The organism is Pseudomonas sp. 3B-A001-10F (genome assembly GCF_056313565.1).
Genome location: NZ_JBQYFW010000001.1, coordinates 375,938 through 393,085 on the forward strand (window position 1 = coordinate 375,938; position 17,148 = coordinate 393,085).

The 17,148-nt window shown below is 59.4% G+C and carries 14 protein-coding genes; 7 read left to right on the forward strand and 7 right to left on the reverse strand.

Translation table 11 applies throughout. The features are described from left to right. Position 1: 1 nt before the first annotated feature. On the forward strand, positions 2-1,006 hold the full coding sequence (locus AC0ZWN_RS01855; protein WP_177413900.1) for a FecCD family ABC transporter permease: 1,005 nt from the start codon (positions 2-4) through the stop codon (positions 1,004-1,006). Further along, positions 1,003-1,767, forward strand: coding sequence for an ABC transporter ATP-binding protein (locus AC0ZWN_RS01860; protein ID WP_150751926.1), 765 nt, complete (start codon positions 1,003-1,005; stop codon positions 1,765-1,767). Before AC0ZWN_RS01855 ends, AC0ZWN_RS01860 begins: the two co-directional genes overlap by 4 nt. Here AC0ZWN_RS01860 and AC0ZWN_RS01865 read toward each other — a convergent pair. Then, positions 1,751-2,257 (reverse strand): GNAT family N-acetyltransferase, encoded by a 507-nt coding sequence (locus AC0ZWN_RS01865; protein ID WP_476333842.1) that lies wholly within the window; start codon positions 2,255-2,257, stop codon positions 1,751-1,753. The genes AC0ZWN_RS01860 and AC0ZWN_RS01865 overlap by 17 nt on opposite strands. A 207-nt stretch (positions 2,258-2,464) precedes the next feature. Beyond that, positions 2,465-4,753: a 5-methyltetrahydropteroyltriglutamate--homocysteine S-methyltransferase gene (gene metE, locus AC0ZWN_RS01870; RefSeq protein WP_476333844.1), complete on the reverse strand. Its 2,289-nt coding sequence runs from the start codon at positions 4,751-4,753 to the stop codon at positions 2,465-2,467. A gap of 423 nt (positions 4,754-5,176) precedes the next feature. On the opposite strand from metE, the gene AC0ZWN_RS01875 reads away from it, so the two are divergent. From AC0ZWN_RS01875 to yecR, 3 genes are all read left to right on the forward strand, one after another. Then, positions 5,177-6,553: a pyridoxal-phosphate dependent enzyme gene (locus tag AC0ZWN_RS01875; protein WP_093437711.1), complete on the forward strand. Its 1,377-nt coding sequence runs from the start codon at positions 5,177-5,179 to the stop codon at positions 6,551-6,553. Next, positions 6,550-7,722 carry a cystathionine gamma-synthase gene (locus tag AC0ZWN_RS01880; RefSeq protein ID WP_476333845.1) on the forward strand — a complete coding sequence of 391 codons (1,173 nt, stop codon included), beginning with the start codon at positions 6,550-6,552 and terminating at the stop codon, positions 7,720-7,722. Before AC0ZWN_RS01875 ends, AC0ZWN_RS01880 begins: the two co-directional genes overlap by 4 nt. Before the next feature lie 508 nt (positions 7,723-8,230). Continuing rightward, positions 8,231-8,539 carry a YecR family lipoprotein gene (gene yecR, locus AC0ZWN_RS01885; protein ID WP_007918065.1) on the forward strand — a complete coding sequence of 103 codons (309 nt, stop codon included), beginning with the start codon at positions 8,231-8,233 and terminating at the stop codon, positions 8,537-8,539. 102 nt (positions 8,540-8,641) lie between these two features. Here the strand turns inward: yecR and AC0ZWN_RS01890 are convergent, their stop codons facing one another. Continuing rightward, on the reverse strand, positions 8,642-10,258 hold the full coding sequence (locus AC0ZWN_RS01890; RefSeq protein ID WP_476333847.1) for an ATP-binding response regulator: 1,617 nt from the start codon (positions 10,256-10,258) through the stop codon (positions 8,642-8,644). A 114-nt stretch (positions 10,259-10,372) separates the two neighbouring features. Here AC0ZWN_RS01890 and AC0ZWN_RS01895 point away from each other — a divergent pair, with 114 nt between their 5' ends. Then, positions 10,373-10,978, forward strand: a complete 606-nt coding sequence (locus AC0ZWN_RS01895) for a LuxR C-terminal-related transcriptional regulator (protein WP_476333849.1) — start codon at positions 10,373-10,375, stop codon at positions 10,976-10,978. Here the strand turns inward: AC0ZWN_RS01895 and AC0ZWN_RS01900 are convergent. From AC0ZWN_RS01900 to AC0ZWN_RS01915, 4 genes are all read right to left on the reverse strand, one after another. After that, positions 10,916-11,338 (reverse strand): fe2+ zn2+ uptake regulation protein, encoded by a 423-nt coding sequence (locus AC0ZWN_RS01900; protein WP_476333851.1) that lies wholly within the window; start codon positions 11,336-11,338, stop codon positions 10,916-10,918. The two genes, AC0ZWN_RS01895 and AC0ZWN_RS01900, sit on opposite strands and share 63 nt — an antisense overlap. Positions 11,339-11,490: 152 nt before the next feature. Then, the gene (locus AC0ZWN_RS01905; RefSeq protein WP_476333853.1) at positions 11,491-13,707 is read right to left on the reverse strand and encodes a TonB-dependent receptor; all 2,217 of its coding nucleotides are present in this window, start codon (positions 13,705-13,707) and stop codon (positions 11,491-11,493) included. A 109-nt stretch (positions 13,708-13,816) separates the two neighbouring features. Next, positions 13,817-14,218 (reverse strand): ParB N-terminal domain-containing protein, encoded by a 402-nt coding sequence (locus AC0ZWN_RS01910; protein WP_220558655.1) that lies wholly within the window; start codon positions 14,216-14,218, stop codon positions 13,817-13,819. A 25-nt stretch (positions 14,219-14,243) separates the two neighbouring features. After that, entirely contained in the window at positions 14,244-15,134 is an 891-nt protein-coding gene (locus AC0ZWN_RS01915; RefSeq protein WP_476333854.1) for an HpcH/HpaI aldolase/citrate lyase family protein, read from the reverse strand. A gap of 614 nt (positions 15,135-15,748) precedes the next feature. Here AC0ZWN_RS01915 and AC0ZWN_RS01920 point away from each other — a divergent pair. After that, the gene (locus tag AC0ZWN_RS01920; protein WP_476333855.1) at positions 15,749-17,143 is read left to right on the forward strand and encodes a Y4yA family PLP-dependent enzyme; all 1,395 of its coding nucleotides are present in this window, start codon (positions 15,749-15,751) and stop codon (positions 17,141-17,143) included. Positions 17,144-17,148 lie beyond the last annotated feature (5 nt).

A 17,148-nucleotide genomic window follows, 5' to 3' on the forward strand; every position in this document is an offset into this window, starting at 1 on the left:
TCTGATCCGTACGCTGCTGGCCTTGGTGACACTGTTGATTGCAGTGGTCGCTGGTGTGGCCATCGGCGAAACCTCGATTGAACCGGGCGTGGTCGTGCAAGTGCTGGCGAACAAATTGTGGGGCGCCGGGTACGCGCTGGATCCTATCGACGAAGGCATCGTCTGGAACTATCGCCTGACCCGCGCACTGGTCGCGGCTGCATGCGGTGCCGGTCTGGCGACGTGCGGGGTGATTTTGCAGTCGCTGTTGCGCAACCCGCTGGCCGATCCTTATCTGCTGGGGATTTCTGCCGGAGCCTCGACCGGAGCGGTGATGGTGGCGTTGCTCGGTGTTGGCGCCGGGATCATCTCGCTGTCAGTCGGTGCCTTCGCCGGCGCGGTCACGGCGTTCGTGCTGGTGATTGTACTGGCGCGAGTCAGCGGTTCGGCCAGCGGCACCGGGCAGATCATTCTTGCCGGGATCGCCGGCTCGCAGCTGTTCAACGCGCTCACGGCGTTTTTGATCACCCGCTCGGCCAGCTCTGAACAGGCGCGCGGCATCATGTTCTGGCTGTTGGGCAATCTCGGCGGCGTGCGCTGGCCTTCGGTGTGGCTGGCGGTGCCGGTGGCCGTGTTGGGGTTGGTTGTGTGTCTGTGGCATCGGCGGGCGCTGGATGCGTTTACCTTTGGTGCGGATTCGGCGGCATCCCTCGGCATTCCGGTGCGACGTGTGCAGATTCTGCTGATTGGCTGCGCGGCACTGGTGACGGCGGTGATGGTGTCGATTGTCGGTTCGATCGGTTTTGTCGGGTTGGTGATTCCCCACGCCGCGCGGCTGTTGCTCGGCACCGGGCATGCGCGCTTGTTGCCGGCCAGTGCGTTGGGCGGCGCAGTGTTTCTGATTGCCGCTGATGTGCTGTCGCGCACGTTGATCAAGGGCCAGGTGATTCCGGTCGGGGTGATTACCGCGCTGGTCGGCGCGCCGGTGTTCGCCTTGATTCTGGTCGGCCGCAGGTCCGCTCGATGAATAGTGTTTTGAGTTGTTCTGGTCTGAGCTTCAGAGTGCGCGGCGCCGAGTTGCTCAGCGGTGTCAGCCTTGAAGTTCAGCGCGGCGAAACCCTCGGCATCGTCGGGCCGAATGGATCCGGCAAATCCACCCTGCTCAAACTGCTGGCCGGGCTGCGTGAACCGAGCGCTGGCGAGGTGCTGCTCGAAGGTCAGCACCTGGGCAAAATGGCCCGGCGCAGCATTGCGCAAAAGCTTGCGGTGGTCGAGCAACAGGCCGACACCGACGACGGCATTCGCGTGTTCGATGCGGTGGCGCTGGGGCGTACGCCTTGGCTGTCGGCGCTGCAACCGTGGTCCGCGGCCGACGACGCCATTGTTCAGCAGGCGTTGACTGACGTCGACGCGATGCACCTGCGCACCCGTCTCTGGCGCAGCCTGTCCGGCGGCGAGCGGCAGCGGGTGCACATTGCTCGGGCATTGGCGCAGCGACCGCAAATCCTGTTGCTGGACGAACCGGCCAACCACCTCGACATTCAGCATCAGCTGACCATTCTCAACGTGGTGCAGGCGTTGCCGGTGACCACGCTGATCGCCTTGCATGATCTTAATCAGGCGTTGAAATGCGATCGTCTGGCGGTGCTGGAGCGCGGGCGACTGGTGGCGCTGGGCGAACCGTTGGCGGTGCTGACACCGCAGCGATTACAGGAGACGTTCGGGGTCAGGGCGCACTATCTGACGGACCCGTTCGATGGGGCGCAGATTCTCAGATTTCACTCATGAGATTGTGCATGTGCGTGGTCTGCCATACCGGGTCAGCGTCGACGTCAATAATCTCGAAACCCTGCCGCTGCCAAAACTCGATGGCGCCCGGCAGAAATGGATGGGTGTGCAGGTAAATCACCTCGACGCCGTCGGCGAGTGCCAGCTCTTTGAGTAATCGGTACAACGTCGCGGCCAACCCGGAACGCCGTTGTGAAGGCACGACGAACAGGCGCACGATTTCCACTACCTTGCGGCCGGGATAATCAAGGTTCGGGAAGCGTCGGTCGTAGGAGAGATAGCCGATCGAGGCCACGATCTGCCCCGCATGACGAGCGATCAGAAAGCGCCCTGCCCCACGCAGATAAACCTCGGCAAAACGCGCCAGATCGTCGGGTATGCCGGTCGCGCTGAGCTTGGGGAAAAGCTCGGCACGGGCCTTTAGAACAAAATCCAGCACCTCGGGAATGTCTGCGTCAGACACGGTTTGGATAACGAGTTGATGATTCATGCAGCGGCAAACACCTGGATTGCGGCTGGCCACAGTAGCAACAACAGGTCCCGCGAGGCCATTCAGAATCTCATGACTTGCCCAAAACCTTGTGGGAGCGAGCTTGCTCGCGAAGGCGGCAGATCATTCAACAATGATGTTGACTGACAGGACGCTTTCGCGAGCAGGCTCGCTCCCACAGGTGTTTTATTTCATGCAACCCGAGCGTTACGCCAGCTCTTTACGCAGTTGCCGGGCGGCGGTAACCATGTGCACCAGCGCCGCTTCCGTCTCCGGCCAGCCACGGGTTTTCAAACCGCAATCCGGGTTGACCCACAGGCGTTCTGCCGGAATCCGCTTGGCAGCCTTGCGCAGCAAATTAGCCATTTCCGAAGCATCCGGGATGCGTGGCGAGTGGATGTCGTAGACACCCGGGCCGATTTCGTTCGGATAAGCGAAGGCTTCGAAGGCATCCAGCAATTCCATGTCCGAGCGCGAGGTTTCGATGGTGATCACGTCGGCATCCATCGCTGCAATCGACTCGATCACATCGTTGAATTCGCTGTAGCACATGTGCGTGTGGATCTGCGTTTCGTCGCGCACACCGGAGGCGCACAAACGGAACACTTCCGTCGCCCAGTCCAGATAAGGCTGCCACTGCGCCTGACGCAACGGCAGACCTTCACGGAACGCCGCTTCGTCGATCTGCACGATCTTGATGCCGGCGGCTTCCAGATCGACCACTTCATCGCGGATCGCCAGCGCCAGTTGCCGGGCCTGCACTTCACGACTGACGTCTTCACGCGGGAACGACCACATCAGCATGGTCACCGGGCCGGTCAGCATGCCTTTCATGACCTTGTCGGTCAGACCTTGAGCGTAGCGGATCCACTCGACCGTCATGGCTTTCGGGCGGCTGAGGTCGCCGAAGATCACCGCCGGTTTCACGCAACGCGAACCGTAGCTCTGCACCCAGCCGAAACGGGTGAACACGTAGCCATCCAGTTGCTCGGCGAAGTACTCGACCATGTCGTTACGCTCGGCCTCACCGTGTACCAGTACATCGAGGCCCAGACGCTCCTGGATTTCCACTGCGTGGCGGATCTCGCTGTACATGGCTTCAGTGTATTCAGCTTCGGTCAGCTTGCCCTGTTTGAACGACTGGCGAGCGAGGCGGATCGACGCGGTTTGCGGGAACGAACCGATCGTCGTGGTCGGGAACAGTGGTAGATCAAGACCCGCGCGCTGTTTGGCGATGCGCTGGGCAAACAGCGACTGACGCTGGCTGTCCTTGGCCGTGATCGCCGCAACCCGCGCCTGAACCGCAGGTTTGTGAATGCGCGGCGAAGCAGCGCGAGCGGCCTGCACCGAACGGCTTTCAGTCAATGCTCGCAGCACTTTCGGCGCTTCCGGCTCATTGACGGCATGCGTCAGAACAGCCACTTCTTCACACTTCTGAACGGCAAAGGCCAGCCAGCTTTTCAGCTCGGCATCGAGTTTGTCTTCACGGCCCAGATCCACCGGGCTGTGCAGCAGCGAACAGGACGGCGCGACCCACAGACGCTCACCCAGACGCTCATAAGCATGGCGCAACGTCGCCAAGGCATTTTCCAGATCGCAGCGCCAGACATTCCGCCCGTTGACCACGCCCAGGGACAACACTTTGTAGGCCGGCAGACGATCGAGAATGGTCGGGTACTGCTCCGGTGCGCGCACCAGATCAATGTGCAGACCATCGACCGGCAGGTTCGCCGCCAGACCAAGATTTTCTTCCAGACCACCAAAGTAAGTAGCGAGCAGTTTCTTCAGTGGATCACGCTGAATCTGGTTGTAGGCTCGCTCGAACGCGTTCTTCCATTCCTGCGGCAGATCAAGCACCAGAATCGGCTCGTCGATCTGCACCCATTCCACGTCTTGAGCGGCGAGGCGCGCGAAGATCTGGCCGTATAGCGGCAGCAAACGATCGAGCAATTCCAGCTTGTCGAATTCCGCGCCCTTGGCCTTGCCCAGCCACAGGTACGTCAGTGGGCCGATGATCACCGGTTTTACGTTGTGGCCCAGCGCACGGGCTTCTTCGACTTCTTCGAACAACTGCTCCCAGCCCAACTGGAACTGTTGATCCGCACTGAATTCCGGGACCAGATAGTGGTAGTTGGTGTCGAACCACTTGGTCATTTCCTGGGCGTGCGCACCGCCACAGCAACTGTCGCTGACGCCACGGGCCATGGCGAACAGGGTCTGCAGAGTGGCTTTGCCGTCATGCGGACGGAAGCGCTCGGGGATGACGCCGAACATCAGCGAGTGCGTCAGCACCTGGTCATACCAGGCGAAATCGCCGACCGGGAGCAATTCGATGCCGGCGTTTTTCTGCAGGTCCCAGTGGGCCTTGCGCAGCTCACGGCCAACATCACGCAGGCCGGCCTCGTTCAGTTCTCCTTTCCAGAACGCCTCTTGCGCTTTCTTCAGTTCGCGGTCGCGACCGATGCGCGGAAATCCAAGGGAATGGGCCAGGGCCATAACAAACAACTCCAATGTTCTGTTGATGGCGGCCATTGTCGGCATCGGTCGCTAGTGAGACAAACTCAATTTAATCTTGATCAACACGAGTTTCCCTCATGATCAAATCATCGCAGCCTGTCACCTGAAGACATTGCAGAGTTGAGAGCGCGGGCGATAGCTGAGCGGTTTTTGCAGCAGGAAATTTCTTGGTAATTCAAGCTGTTCGTCGCCATGAAGACGCCCTTTGAAAACTCGATGACGCCTCCGTATAAACGCATCCGAAAGCACCCCGGCAGGTCTTTGATTTCGATCTATCGTTAGATCGAAATGGCTGTATTTGCGACCGACTAAAGGTTGCGACAGCTGATGTCTGAGCCTATGTTGCACGCGAGTCTTTTCCCCGCGATTGGAACGCGATCAACACCACTAAGAGGTGAAGAAATGTCAAAGGAATCACGCCCTGCCGTACTTGGGCTGATAGGCAACACTCCGCTGGTTCAAGTCACTCGTTTCGATACTGGCCCGTGCACACTGTTTCTCAAACTCGAATCGCAGAACCCCGGTGGTTCGATCAAGGACCGTATCGGTCTGGCCATGATCGACGCTGCCGAGCGTGATGGTCGTCTGCAACCCGGCGGCACCATCGTTGAGGCCACCGCCGGCAACACCGGCCTGGGCCTGGCACTGGTTGGCCGCGCCAAAGGTTATCGCGTGGTGCTGGTGGTGCCGGACAAAATGTCCACCGAGAAAGTCCTGCACTTGAAGGCCATGGGCGCCGAAGTGCACATCACCCGCTCCGACGTCGGCAAGGGTCATCCCGAGTATTACCAGGATGTCGCCGCACGTTTGGCGAAAGATATTCCCGGCGCATTTTTCGCCGACCAGTTCAACAACCCGGCCAACCCGCTGGCCCACGAATGCAGCACCGCGCCGGAGATATGGGCGCAGACTGAACATGATCTGGACGCGATCGTCGTCGGTGTCGGTTCGGCCGGTACGCTGACTGGCCTGAGCCGCTTCTTCAAACGCGTGCAGCCGGATCTGGAAATGGTCCTAGCCGACCCGGTCGGTTCGGTGATGGCGCAATACAGCCGCGACGGCTCTCTGCCCAAGCCCGGTTCATGGGCGGTGGAAGGCATCGGCGAGGACTTCATTCCGTCGATCACCGACCTCTCCAGCGTGCGCCACGCCTATTCGATCAGCGATGAAGAAAGCTTCGCTCACGCCCGCCAGTTGCTCAAGGCCGAAGGCATTCTCGGCGGCTCGTCGACCGGCACTCTGCTCGCTGCGGCGCTGCGTTACTGCCGCGAACAGACCGAGCCGAAACGTGTGGTCAGCTTCGTTTGCGATACCGGTACGCGCTACCTGTCGAAGGTCTACAACGACCAGTGGATGACCGATCAGGGCCTGTTGCAGCGCAAGGGCTACGGCGATTTGCGCGACCTGATCGCCCGGCGTTTCGAGGACGGCCGCGTGATCAGTGTCGGCCCCGACGACACTCTGCTCACCGCATTCCAGCGCATGCGCCTGGCGGATGTCTCGCAACTGCCGGTGCTGGTGGAAGGCAAGCAACTGGTCGGGGTGATCGACGAATCAGACATCCTGCTGGCGGTGCACGAAGACGCCGCCCGCTTCAGCCAATCGGTGTCCAGCGTGATGACCGACAAACTGCAAACCCTCGCCCCTGGCGCCAGCCTTGCTGAGCTGGAAGCGGTGCTCAGCCGTGGCCTCGTCGCGATCATTGCCGATGCATCGGGCTTCCATGGCCTGATTACCCGCACCGACATGCTCAACCAATTACGGAGATCCCTCGCATGAGTCAGCACGACGATAAATCCCAAGGCTTCGCGACCCGGGTGATCCACGCCGGGCAGGAACCGGACCCGACCACCGGCGCGCTGATGCCGCCGATCTACGCCAACTCCACCTATCTGCAAGACAGCCCCGGCGTGCACAAGGGTTTCGATTACGGCCGCTCGCACAACCCGACGCGTTTTGCCCTGGAGCGTTGCGTGGCGGACCTGGAAGGCGGCACCCAGGCGTTCGCGTTCGCCTCCGGGCTGGCGACGATTTCCACGGTGCTCGAACTGATCGATGCCGGTTCGCACGTGATCTCCGGCAATGACTTGTACGGCGGCACGTTCCGCCTGTTCGACAAGGTCCGTCAGCGCAGTGCCGGACACCGTTTCAGCTACGTCGATCTGACTGACCTGGCGGCGTTCGAAGCGGCACTGCAGGACGACACCCGCCTGGTGATTGTCGAGTCACCGACCAACCCGCTGCTGAGCCTGTCGGACCTCGCCGCTATCGCCCGTATCTGCCGCGCTCGCGGGATCATCAGCGTGGCCGACAACACCTTTGCCAGCCCGTATATCCAGCGGCCGCTGGAGTTGGGTTTCGACATCGTGCTGCACTCGACCACCAAGTACCTGAACGGTCACTCCGATGTAATCGGCGGCATCGCCGTGGTCGGCCAGAACCAAGAACTGGCCGAGAAGCTGGGCTTCTTGCAGAACGCGGTCGGTGCGATTGCCGGGCCGTTCGATGCATTTCTCACCCTGCGCGGGGTGAAGACTTTGGCGCTGCGCATGGAACGTCATTGCAGCAATGCACTGGATCTGGCGCAGTGGCTGGAGCAGCAGCCGCAGGTCAAACGCGTCTACTACCCGGGACTGGCCTCGCATCCGCAGCATGAGTTGGCCAAGCGCCAGATGCGTGGTTTTGGCGGGATGATTTCTGTTGATCTGAACAGCGATCTGGACGGTGCGCGGCGCTTCCTCGAGAACGTGAAAATCTTCGCCCTGGCGGAAAGTCTGGGCGGCGTTGAAAGCCTGATCGAGCACCCGGCGATCATGACTCACGCGACCATTCCGGCTGATACCCGGGCGAAACTGGGGATCGGCGATGGCCTGGTGCGTCTGTCGGTGGGCGTCGAAGACGTCGAAGACCTGCGTGCCGATCTGGCGCAGGCGCTGCAAGCGATCTGACCTGGCAGGAACGACAAAGCCCGCACGAAGCGGGCTTTGGTGTTCGAGCAGGCGGCCAGTGCTGGTCTCTGGCTTACAAGGTTTATCGGGCTTCCCACAGTACCGGGTCAAATTGAAAGTTAGTGCCTCGGCTGCTTCACACGGCATAAGGGCTGGATCTCAGCGCGGAGATCTTTCTAACCGTGTACCTTTCGGAGCGCGCCCCACGCCCCCTTGCTATCCGATTGCGCATCAGTCTGCGTCTTCGCCTACATCTTTGAGCCTAGCAAAGGCTCGCCGACGCGGTTCAGTGTTTTTAGACTGATTCGAGCTTTGCCCGAATCGGGCAGGAAGAGAAGCGCCTAACGGCCGTCGCCCCCCCACTGCACTAGCACATTTGTGCTAATCGACCGCCCTGTCCGCTGGCGCTATATTCCACCGCACCCCTCGATGCTCCTCAACGTTGCCTGTTCGCAGCGTAAGGGATCGTTGTGCCTGGAAATCAGAACAACACCAAGGAAGAAACACCATGAAAACCCTGATCGCAACACTCACCCTCAGCGCCCTGTTCCTCACTGGCTGCGCCACGCCGAAGCAATGGGAAGCCACTGGCGGCAGCAAAAACGATGGCGTCGTCCAGGTCTCCTATGAACTGGGCCAATTCGAAAGCGGCCAGACCAGCGCCGAACAAGGTCTGACCGTCGCCGCACAACGCTGCAAGACCTGGGGCTACAAAAACGCCGAAGTCACTGGCTCCGAAAAAAACATCTGCCGGACCATGGGCCAGTACAACTGCCTGCAGACCACCATCACCCAGGATTACCTGTGCAAGCGCTGAACAAGCACTAACTTTGTAGGAGCTGTCGAGTGCAACGAGGCTGCGGTCTTTTGATTTTGATCCTGAAAATGAAGAGCAAAAGATCGCAGCGTGCCGCAGCTCCTACACGGTTCGGGTTTCGCAGTCACGCAGGGCTCGTAGGGTCGCGCGCAGTTCGGCCGGGCGTACCGGTTTGGACAGAATGGCGATCTGGCGGTCGTGCAAAGCCGCCTGGATTTTTTCGACGTCGTGCCCGGTGATGATCATTGCCGGAACCGCCCAGCCTCTCCGCTTGCGGACATCGTCAATGCACTCGATGCCAGTGGCGTGGGTGCCGAGGTCATAGTCGGCAACGATGATGTCGCAGTCGGTCATCAAATCCTGCCCGCTCAGTTCCGCTTGAACTACACAGCCCCAACGCTCCAATAGCGCCGAAGTCGCGAGCAATACGTTGCGATCATCCTCCACCAGACATACCTTCAACCCGGTGAGCAAACCGACCTGACGCGCCTCGTCGCGATTGACCGTTAACGGCGCGGGCGCAGCGATTGACAGGCCGTACAAGGTTACTGCCGTTCCCCGCCCAAGCCGCGAGCGCAGGGCGACACCGACTCCGATCAATTCACCCAACCGCTTGACGATCGACAACCCGAGCCCCACGCCCTCGACGTCTTTATCGCGCACTTGCCGTACCCGATAAAACTCCTCGAATACCTTGGCCAGATGCTCTTCGGCAATACCGTTGCCGCGGTCATAAATCACGATGGCCAGCCCTGCCCCGCGCCGGCGCACACCGATCAACACCGGCCGCTGCGCTCCGTATTTGAAGCAGTTGGAAAGCACGTTCTGCACCAGGGTCGCCAGCAACGCCGGATCCGTGCGCACCCAATACTCACAGGGGCGCAACCGCAGCTCGACCCCGGCCCAACGCGCTGCTTCAGCGTTCTGGCGAATCAGATCGGCGAGCCACTCACCTAAATTAACGGTTTGCAGTTTGGGCAGAACCCGGCCGTTATCGAGGGTGTACAGATCGAGAATCGAGCGGAACAGTTGCGAAACATTGAGCAGCGATCGGTCGATGTTATCGACTAGACGCCGCTCCTCATCGCCCAACCGTGATTCCCGCAGGCAAGCGGTAAACAGGCCGATGGAATGAATCGGCTGACGCAAATCATGACTGGCCTGGGCGAGAAACCGCGACTTTTCCAGATTCGCCGCAACCGCTTCTTCGGAGGCCTTGCGCGTGCGTTCCAGCAACAAGTGCGCATAGAACGGAATCACCGTGCTGGTGAGCATCAGCATCAACACCATGAACGGTTGCGCTTGCCACACCGGCGTCAGGCGATACACACACAGCAGCGCGAGCAACGCCAGCCCGGTGGCAATCGCTAGATAGCGCGAGCCGTAGCGCATGCCGTTGCCAAGGTTGACCCAAATGATCACCGCATACAGCGGCAACGCCGCCTCGCCACCGACCACCAGACCGAAACAGGTGCCGGTGTAATCGTGGACCATGGAAAAAATCCGCCGCGCCGGGTAATGCCCCGGCCAGCGTGCAATCGCCTGACGCAAACCGATCGAGGCCAGCAAAAACAGGCCAATGTAAGTGATCACGGGCAAATACGTATCGAAGCGCTGTCCCGGCAAAAAACCGAGGACGAGCATGTAAACCACGGCAATCGCGGCGATGATAATGCGCAGATTGGCCTGGTCCAGTTCGGTGTTTTTCTCGAACTTCATGGGAAACGTCCTTGTGCGGTATTCGTCAGATTCAGAAGCAGCCTACAGGCAACCCTTGCGCTCGGTGCTAATGTGCAGATCTTGAGCAACGCCTGACCCAGGGAGGGTCATGCCATGACATGCCGAATTATCATAGCCGACGATCACCCGCTGTTTCGCGAGGCAATGTTGCGCACGGTGCAGCGTTTACTCCCCGCAGCCGTCATCGACGAAGCCGGCGATCTCGACGCGGTGCTGGCGCTGCTGCCTTTGGGTGACGAACCAGACACCTTGATTCTCGACCTGCGTTTCCCCGGACTCACCGGTGTCAGCCAGCTCGCCGGGCTGCGCCAGCGCTTGCCGCGCACCACGCTGATTGTGGTGTCGATGGTCGATGATGAGTCGCTGATCAGCGAAGTCATGGCCGCCGGTATCGACGGTTTTATCGGCAAAAACATCGCTCCGGACGAAATCGGTCAGGCAATTCTGGCAATTCGCGAAGGTGATGTACTGGTGAAGTTCGCGCCGTCAGGCCTGCTGCCGCTGGAAACCGGCGCCGCTCTCACGCCTCGTCAGCAAGACGTACTGCGCTTGATTGCCCAAGGCAAGACCAACAAGGAAATCGCCCGCGAACTGGAGATCTCACCGTTCACGGTACGGATTCATGTGTCTTCTTTATTACGCACGCTGAACGTGCCCTCGCGAGCAGCCGCCGCCGTGAAATACACGGGGGCTCTGTAGCTGCAGCAATTCCATGGCCGCAGAGGAAAATCGGTAGGTCTTGTCACTCCCAAGCACGATCAGCCCCACTTCCCCCAGACGCTTGAGCACTTCACGCACACTGACGAACGACAGCTCGGGCGATGAAGACTCGACAAACGCATGTACACCATTCACCCCGATCCCATGTCCATCACGGCCGGCCACCACCAGTGCATTGATGACTTTGAAGCGGATCAGACTGGTGCGCAGCTCAAAGTGGCGCAGCAGTTCGCGAATATGCGCATTGGCGCTGCGATCACACTCAAAAGCCAATGGGTTGTTCGCTGTCCGAAAAGCCAACGGTGCATTTACCGCCCCCACGCCTGGGTTGTTAAACATGGCGAATACTCCTTTTCTGAAAGGTTCAGGCGGACAGCAATTGCTGCCCGCCTGCCGGACCACGTCTCGGACAGCCAACGTGATCGTGAAACTATATATAGAAGGAAAATCGGTAACCGCCGTTGGCGACCGTTACGCCCTGCCCGTACACATCAGAAATCGACCGTGGCCGACAACTGCAAGGTCCGTGGATAACCCGGAGAGAATGCGCCGTAGGACGCCACGCCCGACCAGTACTCACGATCGAAGACGTTCTGCACGGTGGCGCGGAACGTGGTGGGCCGGCCTTCGATTTTGGTCGCATAACGCGCGCCGGCGTCGAAGCGGGTCCAGGCATCCAGTTCCTGAGTGTTGGCCTGGTTGACGTACTGGCTGTCGGTGTAAATCGCACCGCCGGTAAGGGTGAAGCCTTCAAGCCATGGCGTGTCCCATTCGGCCCATACGTTGGCTTGCACGTCCGGCACGCCGACCGGTTTGTTGCCACGGTTGGCCTTGGTCGCCGAATCGGTCAGCTCGCCGTCGAGCACGGTCACGCCGCCCATCAGGCGAGTGCCCGGTGCCACTTCGCCGAACATGCTCAACTCGACACCACGGTTGCGTTGTTCGGCCTGCACAGAGAACACGTTGTCGGCACCGACTTCACCGCTCGGCTTCTGGATCTGGAACAACGCCAGCGTGGTCATGAACGTACCGTGCTCGTACTTGACGCCAATCTCATGCTGCTTGGATTCGTACGGGGCGAAGGTTTCGCCGGCATTGGACGCCGTGCCCGGGGCGATGTCGCCCTTGCTCAAGCCTTCGACATAATTGTAGTAGAGCGAAACGTCTTCCCAAGGCTTGACCACCACGCCGAACAGCGGGCTCGTGGCGTTGTCCTTGTATTTCGAACTGACCGCACCGGCCGCGTTGTAGTTACGCGATTCGATGTCCTGACGACGCACGCCGAGGGTCAACTGGAAGCGGTCATCGAGCATCGACATTGTGTCGGTCAACGCCACGCCGGACAGCTCCGATTCGGAAACGCGCAACACTTTTGGCGAGTTGATGTACTGCTGCGGTCTGTCGATCGGGTGGTAGATATTCGACAGGATGGCCGTGCCGTTGTTGATGCCGCGTGATAGCTCATCCTGATAACGGGTCGCCATGACCGTGGTGGTGTGAGTGATCGGGCCAGTGGCAAACACACCACGCATACCGACATCAGCCGTCGAGCGATCAACGTTGAATTTGTAGTAGCCGGGAATGTTGCTGGTATCACCGGCGTCGTTGAGGATTCTCGGCACCTGGTCGGACAGGCGTTTGACGTCGGATCTACCACCGCCAGCATGAGCGAACACGGTGACGTTGTCGGTCAGGTCATATTCACCACCGAGCAACGCCGACTGCTCTTTGGTGTCCGACCAGCCCCAGTCTTGCGAGTGATTGGTGCGGCCGTTCGGCGCAGACGGCACATCAACGCCCGGCGCAATGGTGAAGGGCCGCGAAGCGCCCTCCCAGCTTTCTTTCTGGCTGATGTAATCGAGGTTCAGGCGCAGACGCTCGCCGCGATAATCCAGGGCGATCGCGCCGACACCGAGGTCGCGATGCTGATCATCGACGGCGGTATCGCCCCCCTGCAGGTTGCCGTTGAAACGCACGCCGAACTGGTTTTCCGAACCGAAGCGCCGGCTCAGATCCAGATGCCCACCGACCTGAGAATCCGAGGCATAGGTGCCGGTGAACCGGGTCAGGTCTTCATCCAGCGGACGCTTGGGCACGATGTTGATCACGCCGCCGACGCCGCTGTTCGGCGAAATGCCGTACATCAGCGCGCCCGGCCCCTTGAGCACTTCAACGCGCTCGGCGTAGTCGGTGAACACCCGATAATTCGGCGCGACACCGTAGACGCCGTCGAACGCCAGCTCACCAAGGTTGCCTTCGCCAATCGGGAAGCCACGGATGAAAAACGAGTCGACGATACCACCAGTCTGCCCGGTCGAGCGCACTGAAGGATCACGTTCCAGCGCATCGGCGACGGTCACGGTTTGCAGATCGGCGAGGGTTTTGGCGGTGTAACTGGTGACGCTGAACGGCGTGTCCATCACGTCTTTGTTGCCCAGCATGCCCAGCCGTGCGCCGCGCGCCACCTGACCACCGGCGAGGGTTTCCGGCAAGGCAGTCGCACCGTTGTAACGGGCGTTGACGTTGGTGGTGTCGAGGGTCAGCGCGTCCGGCGCGGCGTTCGCAGTCGGGTCGGCGGCAACGCCTGGTTGCTCGAGGCTGGCGGCCCAAGCGTTGGCGCTTCCTGCGACCAAAACGAAATTCAGCATGGCGGTACGCACGGCGAGTGCTAACACCCGCTCACCGCAAGGACGACTGACAACAGGCATGACGTGAGGATCCTTTTCATCGAGGGAAAATGGTAATCACTCCTATTGCCAGTCGATCTGCGAAAAAGTATCACCCGCAGTAAAGTTTTTTTCCGTCGCCCGATCAGGGTCAGGCGTAGAGGCGCTCCAGCGGAATCGCGACCAGCGGCAGCGCGGGGTCAAACGCGTGCCGGGTGGTCTTGTACGGAAAAATCTCGCCGCGAGCGATGGTGGTGAAAATCCGCGCCACCTCGAACGCTTGTCCGGTTTGCCAATGCCGCACACAGACGCGCGGATCGGAGTAGTCGAGCTGGATGCACGGCACCCGTCTCAAGCCCAACTGCAACGCGGCGGTGAAACGGTGATTGCCGTCCATCACGATGCCGCGCGAACGCTCGACGATGATCGGTTCCAGCCAATGCCCGGCACGGACAATCGACTCGCGCAGCAGCGTCACGTTTGCTGGATCAACCTGCTCCGACTGCAACACTTCGCAAAGTGGCCGCAGCGCAATCTGATAACCGTGGTCCATGGTGATCTCCTGATTCGCCGGGGATTCAGCAGGCATCGGCGCGGGCCAATGGCGCATGCTGACGGGCCACATCGAGCAGGCGTTGGGCGTGTTCGATCAGCGGCAAGTCGACCATCTCGCCGTCCACCTGCACCGCGTGACTGCCCGTGGCCACCGCTCGCATCACTCGATCGGCCCACGCCAGTTGGCGCGAGTCCGGCAGGAAGGCGCGCTGCACCGTCGCCAGTTGCCCGGGATGGATGCACAGCTTGGCGCCGAAGCCCAGCGAACGCGCGTATTGCGCGTCTTGGGCAACCACCGCCAAGTCGTTGATTGCCGGCGTCACGCCGTCGATCGGCGACGGCAGATCCGCCGTGCGCGACGCCAGCACGATGCGGTTGCGGGCAAACAGAAACGCCTCGGGCACTTGGCTGCAGTTGATATCGAGCGAGAAATCCAGCGAGCCAAACGCCAGCCGCGCCACGCCCGCAATCGCAGCGATCGACTCGACCTGCTGCAGACCTTTGGCGGTCTCGATGATCGCGACGATCGCCAGCGTCGGTTGCCACTCCAGCAAGCGCTCGACCGCCCGCGCCAGCGTCTCGGGACATTCGGCCTTGGGCAGGAAAATCCCGCTGCAACGCTCGGGGTAACGCATGTCGCTGAGCCAGCTCAGGTCCTGGCGAAACAGCGAACTGCTGACGCTGTTCAGACGAATGTAACGCTCACAAGCAACGCTCGGCGTTTTCTCCTGCCACGCCTGGATGGCGTCACGGGCGGCGGCTTTGCTGTCAGGATGAACGGCATCCTCGAGGTCGAGAATGATCGCGTCCGGCCCTGCTTCGCAGGCTTTGGAGAAACGCTCGGGACGGTTGCCCGGCACGAACAGGTAGCTGATCGCGAGTGGCGCTTTGCGGCTGAGTCGATCGGATTGCATGGCGTTGCTCCTTTGACGTGAACCCGTCGTGGTTTGTGAAAATTTTCAGGCCCGTTCAACGGCAGATTTGCCTGCCGTTCCGAGGCTTATCGCAAAAGCCCTTAACGCCTTATTGATCAAGCAATTAAGAGACTTTTTAATCTAGGGACGAACGAGTCCTTGAGCGTGTAAATACACGTTCATGGATTCGCCTTGAGCAGGTCGGTATTGAAAAATATTTGAAAACCTTACTTGATAATCGTTCCTGTTCGCAATATTGTTCACGCCGCCAAGAGGAACTATTCTCGTTTCAAAGCAAGTCATCGGTATCTGCAAAAGTACCTGTCAGTGATGTCACTTAAACATCAGCCACAGGCTGTTACAGGGCAATGGCCAGCAACTAATGGCCATTCAATACATCCGCGAAAACCTTATGGAATGGGGTTCTCATGCAATTGTTTTGTGAACCATTTATTACGATCAGGGCTACAGATCCAATAACGGATTTCACTTGGCATCCGCCTCCAAGTTGTTTAAAGCCTCGACGCTGACGAGCAAAAAAGACGACCTGCATCGATAACGATCGGTGATCGAACTATCAATGGCGACGTAACTTTCGACGCCAGGGGTTAACTATGCCTACAACAAATAAATCTGCTGTTGAGCAGCCGTATAAAGTTCATCACCCGGAGATGTTAACGCCGCTGATCGACCCGGTTATTTCCACGTTTATCAACAAGTTCCCGAACAAACTTACAGACTTGGTGGAACAACATGGCTCGCCGTTAAATCTGGTCTGGCCCCATGCGTTTGAATTAAACACGCAAGCGCTGCTGAACGTGTTGAAGCAATACCAGGTTCCCCATGCCATTTTCTACGGGGCCAAGGCCAACAAGTCGCAAAGCATGCTCGGCGCTGCAGCGAATTCGGGGATCGGCGTCGATGTGTCGAGCATTCACGAGTTGAATGCTGCCCTGCGCGCAGGTGTGCCGGGCACCAAAATCTGCGCCACAGGACCGGCCAAAACAGCCGTTTTCCATCAAGCGCTGATCAGCGCCGGTTCATTGATTTGTGTGGATTCGCTAGAGGAATTCGATCACCTGCATAGCGTGATCCCCACACAACCAGGTCCGACGAAAACCAGAGTGCTACTGCGTTACAGACCGAAAAGCAGTCAGAACAGCCGATTCGGGATGGGCTCGCAAGACCTGTTGCAATGCCTGCAACGGTTGACAGAAAAACCTGAGCTTTTTCATTTTGAAGGTTTCCATTTTCACCTCGGCGGCTATGGATTCGAATCCCGCGCACAGGCCTTCCGTGAGGTCAGCGGATTTATCGAGGCGGCCAGGGAAATGGGCTTGAATCCGCAGATGATCGACATCGGTGGTGGCTTGCCGATTCGTTATGTCGAACCTCAGACCTACGCTCAGTTCCTGCAAAATGACAATAACCCGAGCCACTATTGCAACCAGAAAGTTCCCTCCACTTATTATCCTTACGGCAGTGAACTGACCGCGACACAATGGCTGACGTTATTGCTCGAAGCCGAGCATTCGCAAGGTTTGTCGATTGCCAATCACTTGCAGGCTCAGAATATAACGCTCGCACTCGAACCCGGCCGAAGTCTGGTCGATCAAGCCGCCATGTCAGTATTTCGCGTCACGCGAAGCAAACAATTGGCTGACAATAAAACCGTGATCTTCGTGGAGGGCAGCAGTTTCAGCGCTTGCGAAACCTGGTTTGCCTCGGAATATCTGGTAGATCCGATACTTATCAGCACCACACACCAGCCACACCCCCCGATTCAAGCTTATATCGCCGGCCATAGTTGCCTGGACGATGACGTCATTACCCATCGCCTGATCAACTTTTCGACGGCACCGCAAGCCGGTGACTTATTGATTTATATCAATACCGCTGGTTACCAGATGGACTTGCTGGAAAACGAGTTTCATCGCCATCCCCTGCCCCGGCGGTTGACGGCGACCTGTTGTACGGAAGGTAACTATGCGTTTTCACCTGACTACTAAAGGGA

Bases quoted from the DNA above. Each gene is read 5' to 3' on its own strand.
- AC0ZWN_RS01860 (WP_150751926.1), top strand. From the start codon at position 1,003: ATGAATAGTGTTTTGAGTTGTTCTGGTCTGAGCTTCAGAGTGCGCGGC.
- AC0ZWN_RS01865 (WP_476333842.1), bottom strand. From the start codon at position 2,257: ATGAATCATCAACTCGTTATCCAAACCGTGTCTGACGCAGACATTCCC.
- metE (WP_476333844.1), bottom strand. From the start codon at position 4,753: ATGGCCCTGGCCCATTCCCTTGGATTTCCGCGCATCGGTCGCGACCGC.
- AC0ZWN_RS01875 (WP_093437711.1), top strand. From the start codon at position 5,177: ATGTCAAAGGAATCACGCCCTGCCGTACTTGGGCTGATAGGCAACACT.
- AC0ZWN_RS01880 (WP_476333845.1), top strand. From the start codon at position 6,550: ATGAGTCAGCACGACGATAAATCCCAAGGCTTCGCGACCCGGGTGATC.
- yecR (WP_007918065.1), top strand. From the start codon at position 8,231: ATGAAAACCCTGATCGCAACACTCACCCTCAGCGCCCTGTTCCTCACT.
- AC0ZWN_RS01890 (WP_476333847.1), bottom strand. From the start codon at position 10,258: ATGAAGTTCGAGAAAAACACCGAACTGGACCAGGCCAATCTGCGCATT.
- AC0ZWN_RS01895 (WP_476333849.1), top strand. From the start codon at position 10,373: ATGACATGCCGAATTATCATAGCCGACGATCACCCGCTGTTTCGCGAG.
- AC0ZWN_RS01900 (WP_476333851.1), bottom strand. From the start codon at position 11,338: ATGTTTAACAACCCAGGCGTGGGGGCGGTAAATGCACCGTTGGCTTTT.
- AC0ZWN_RS01905 (WP_476333853.1), bottom strand. From the start codon at position 13,707: ATGCCTGTTGTCAGTCGTCCTTGCGGTGAGCGGGTGTTAGCACTCGCC.
- AC0ZWN_RS01910 (WP_220558655.1), bottom strand. From the start codon at position 14,218: ATGGACCACGGTTATCAGATTGCGCTGCGGCCACTTTGCGAAGTGTTG.
- AC0ZWN_RS01915 (WP_476333854.1), bottom strand. From the start codon at position 15,134: ATGCAATCCGATCGACTCAGCCGCAAAGCGCCACTCGCGATCAGCTAC.
- AC0ZWN_RS01920 (WP_476333855.1), top strand. From the start codon at position 15,749: ATGCCTACAACAAATAAATCTGCTGTTGAGCAGCCGTATAAAGTTCAT.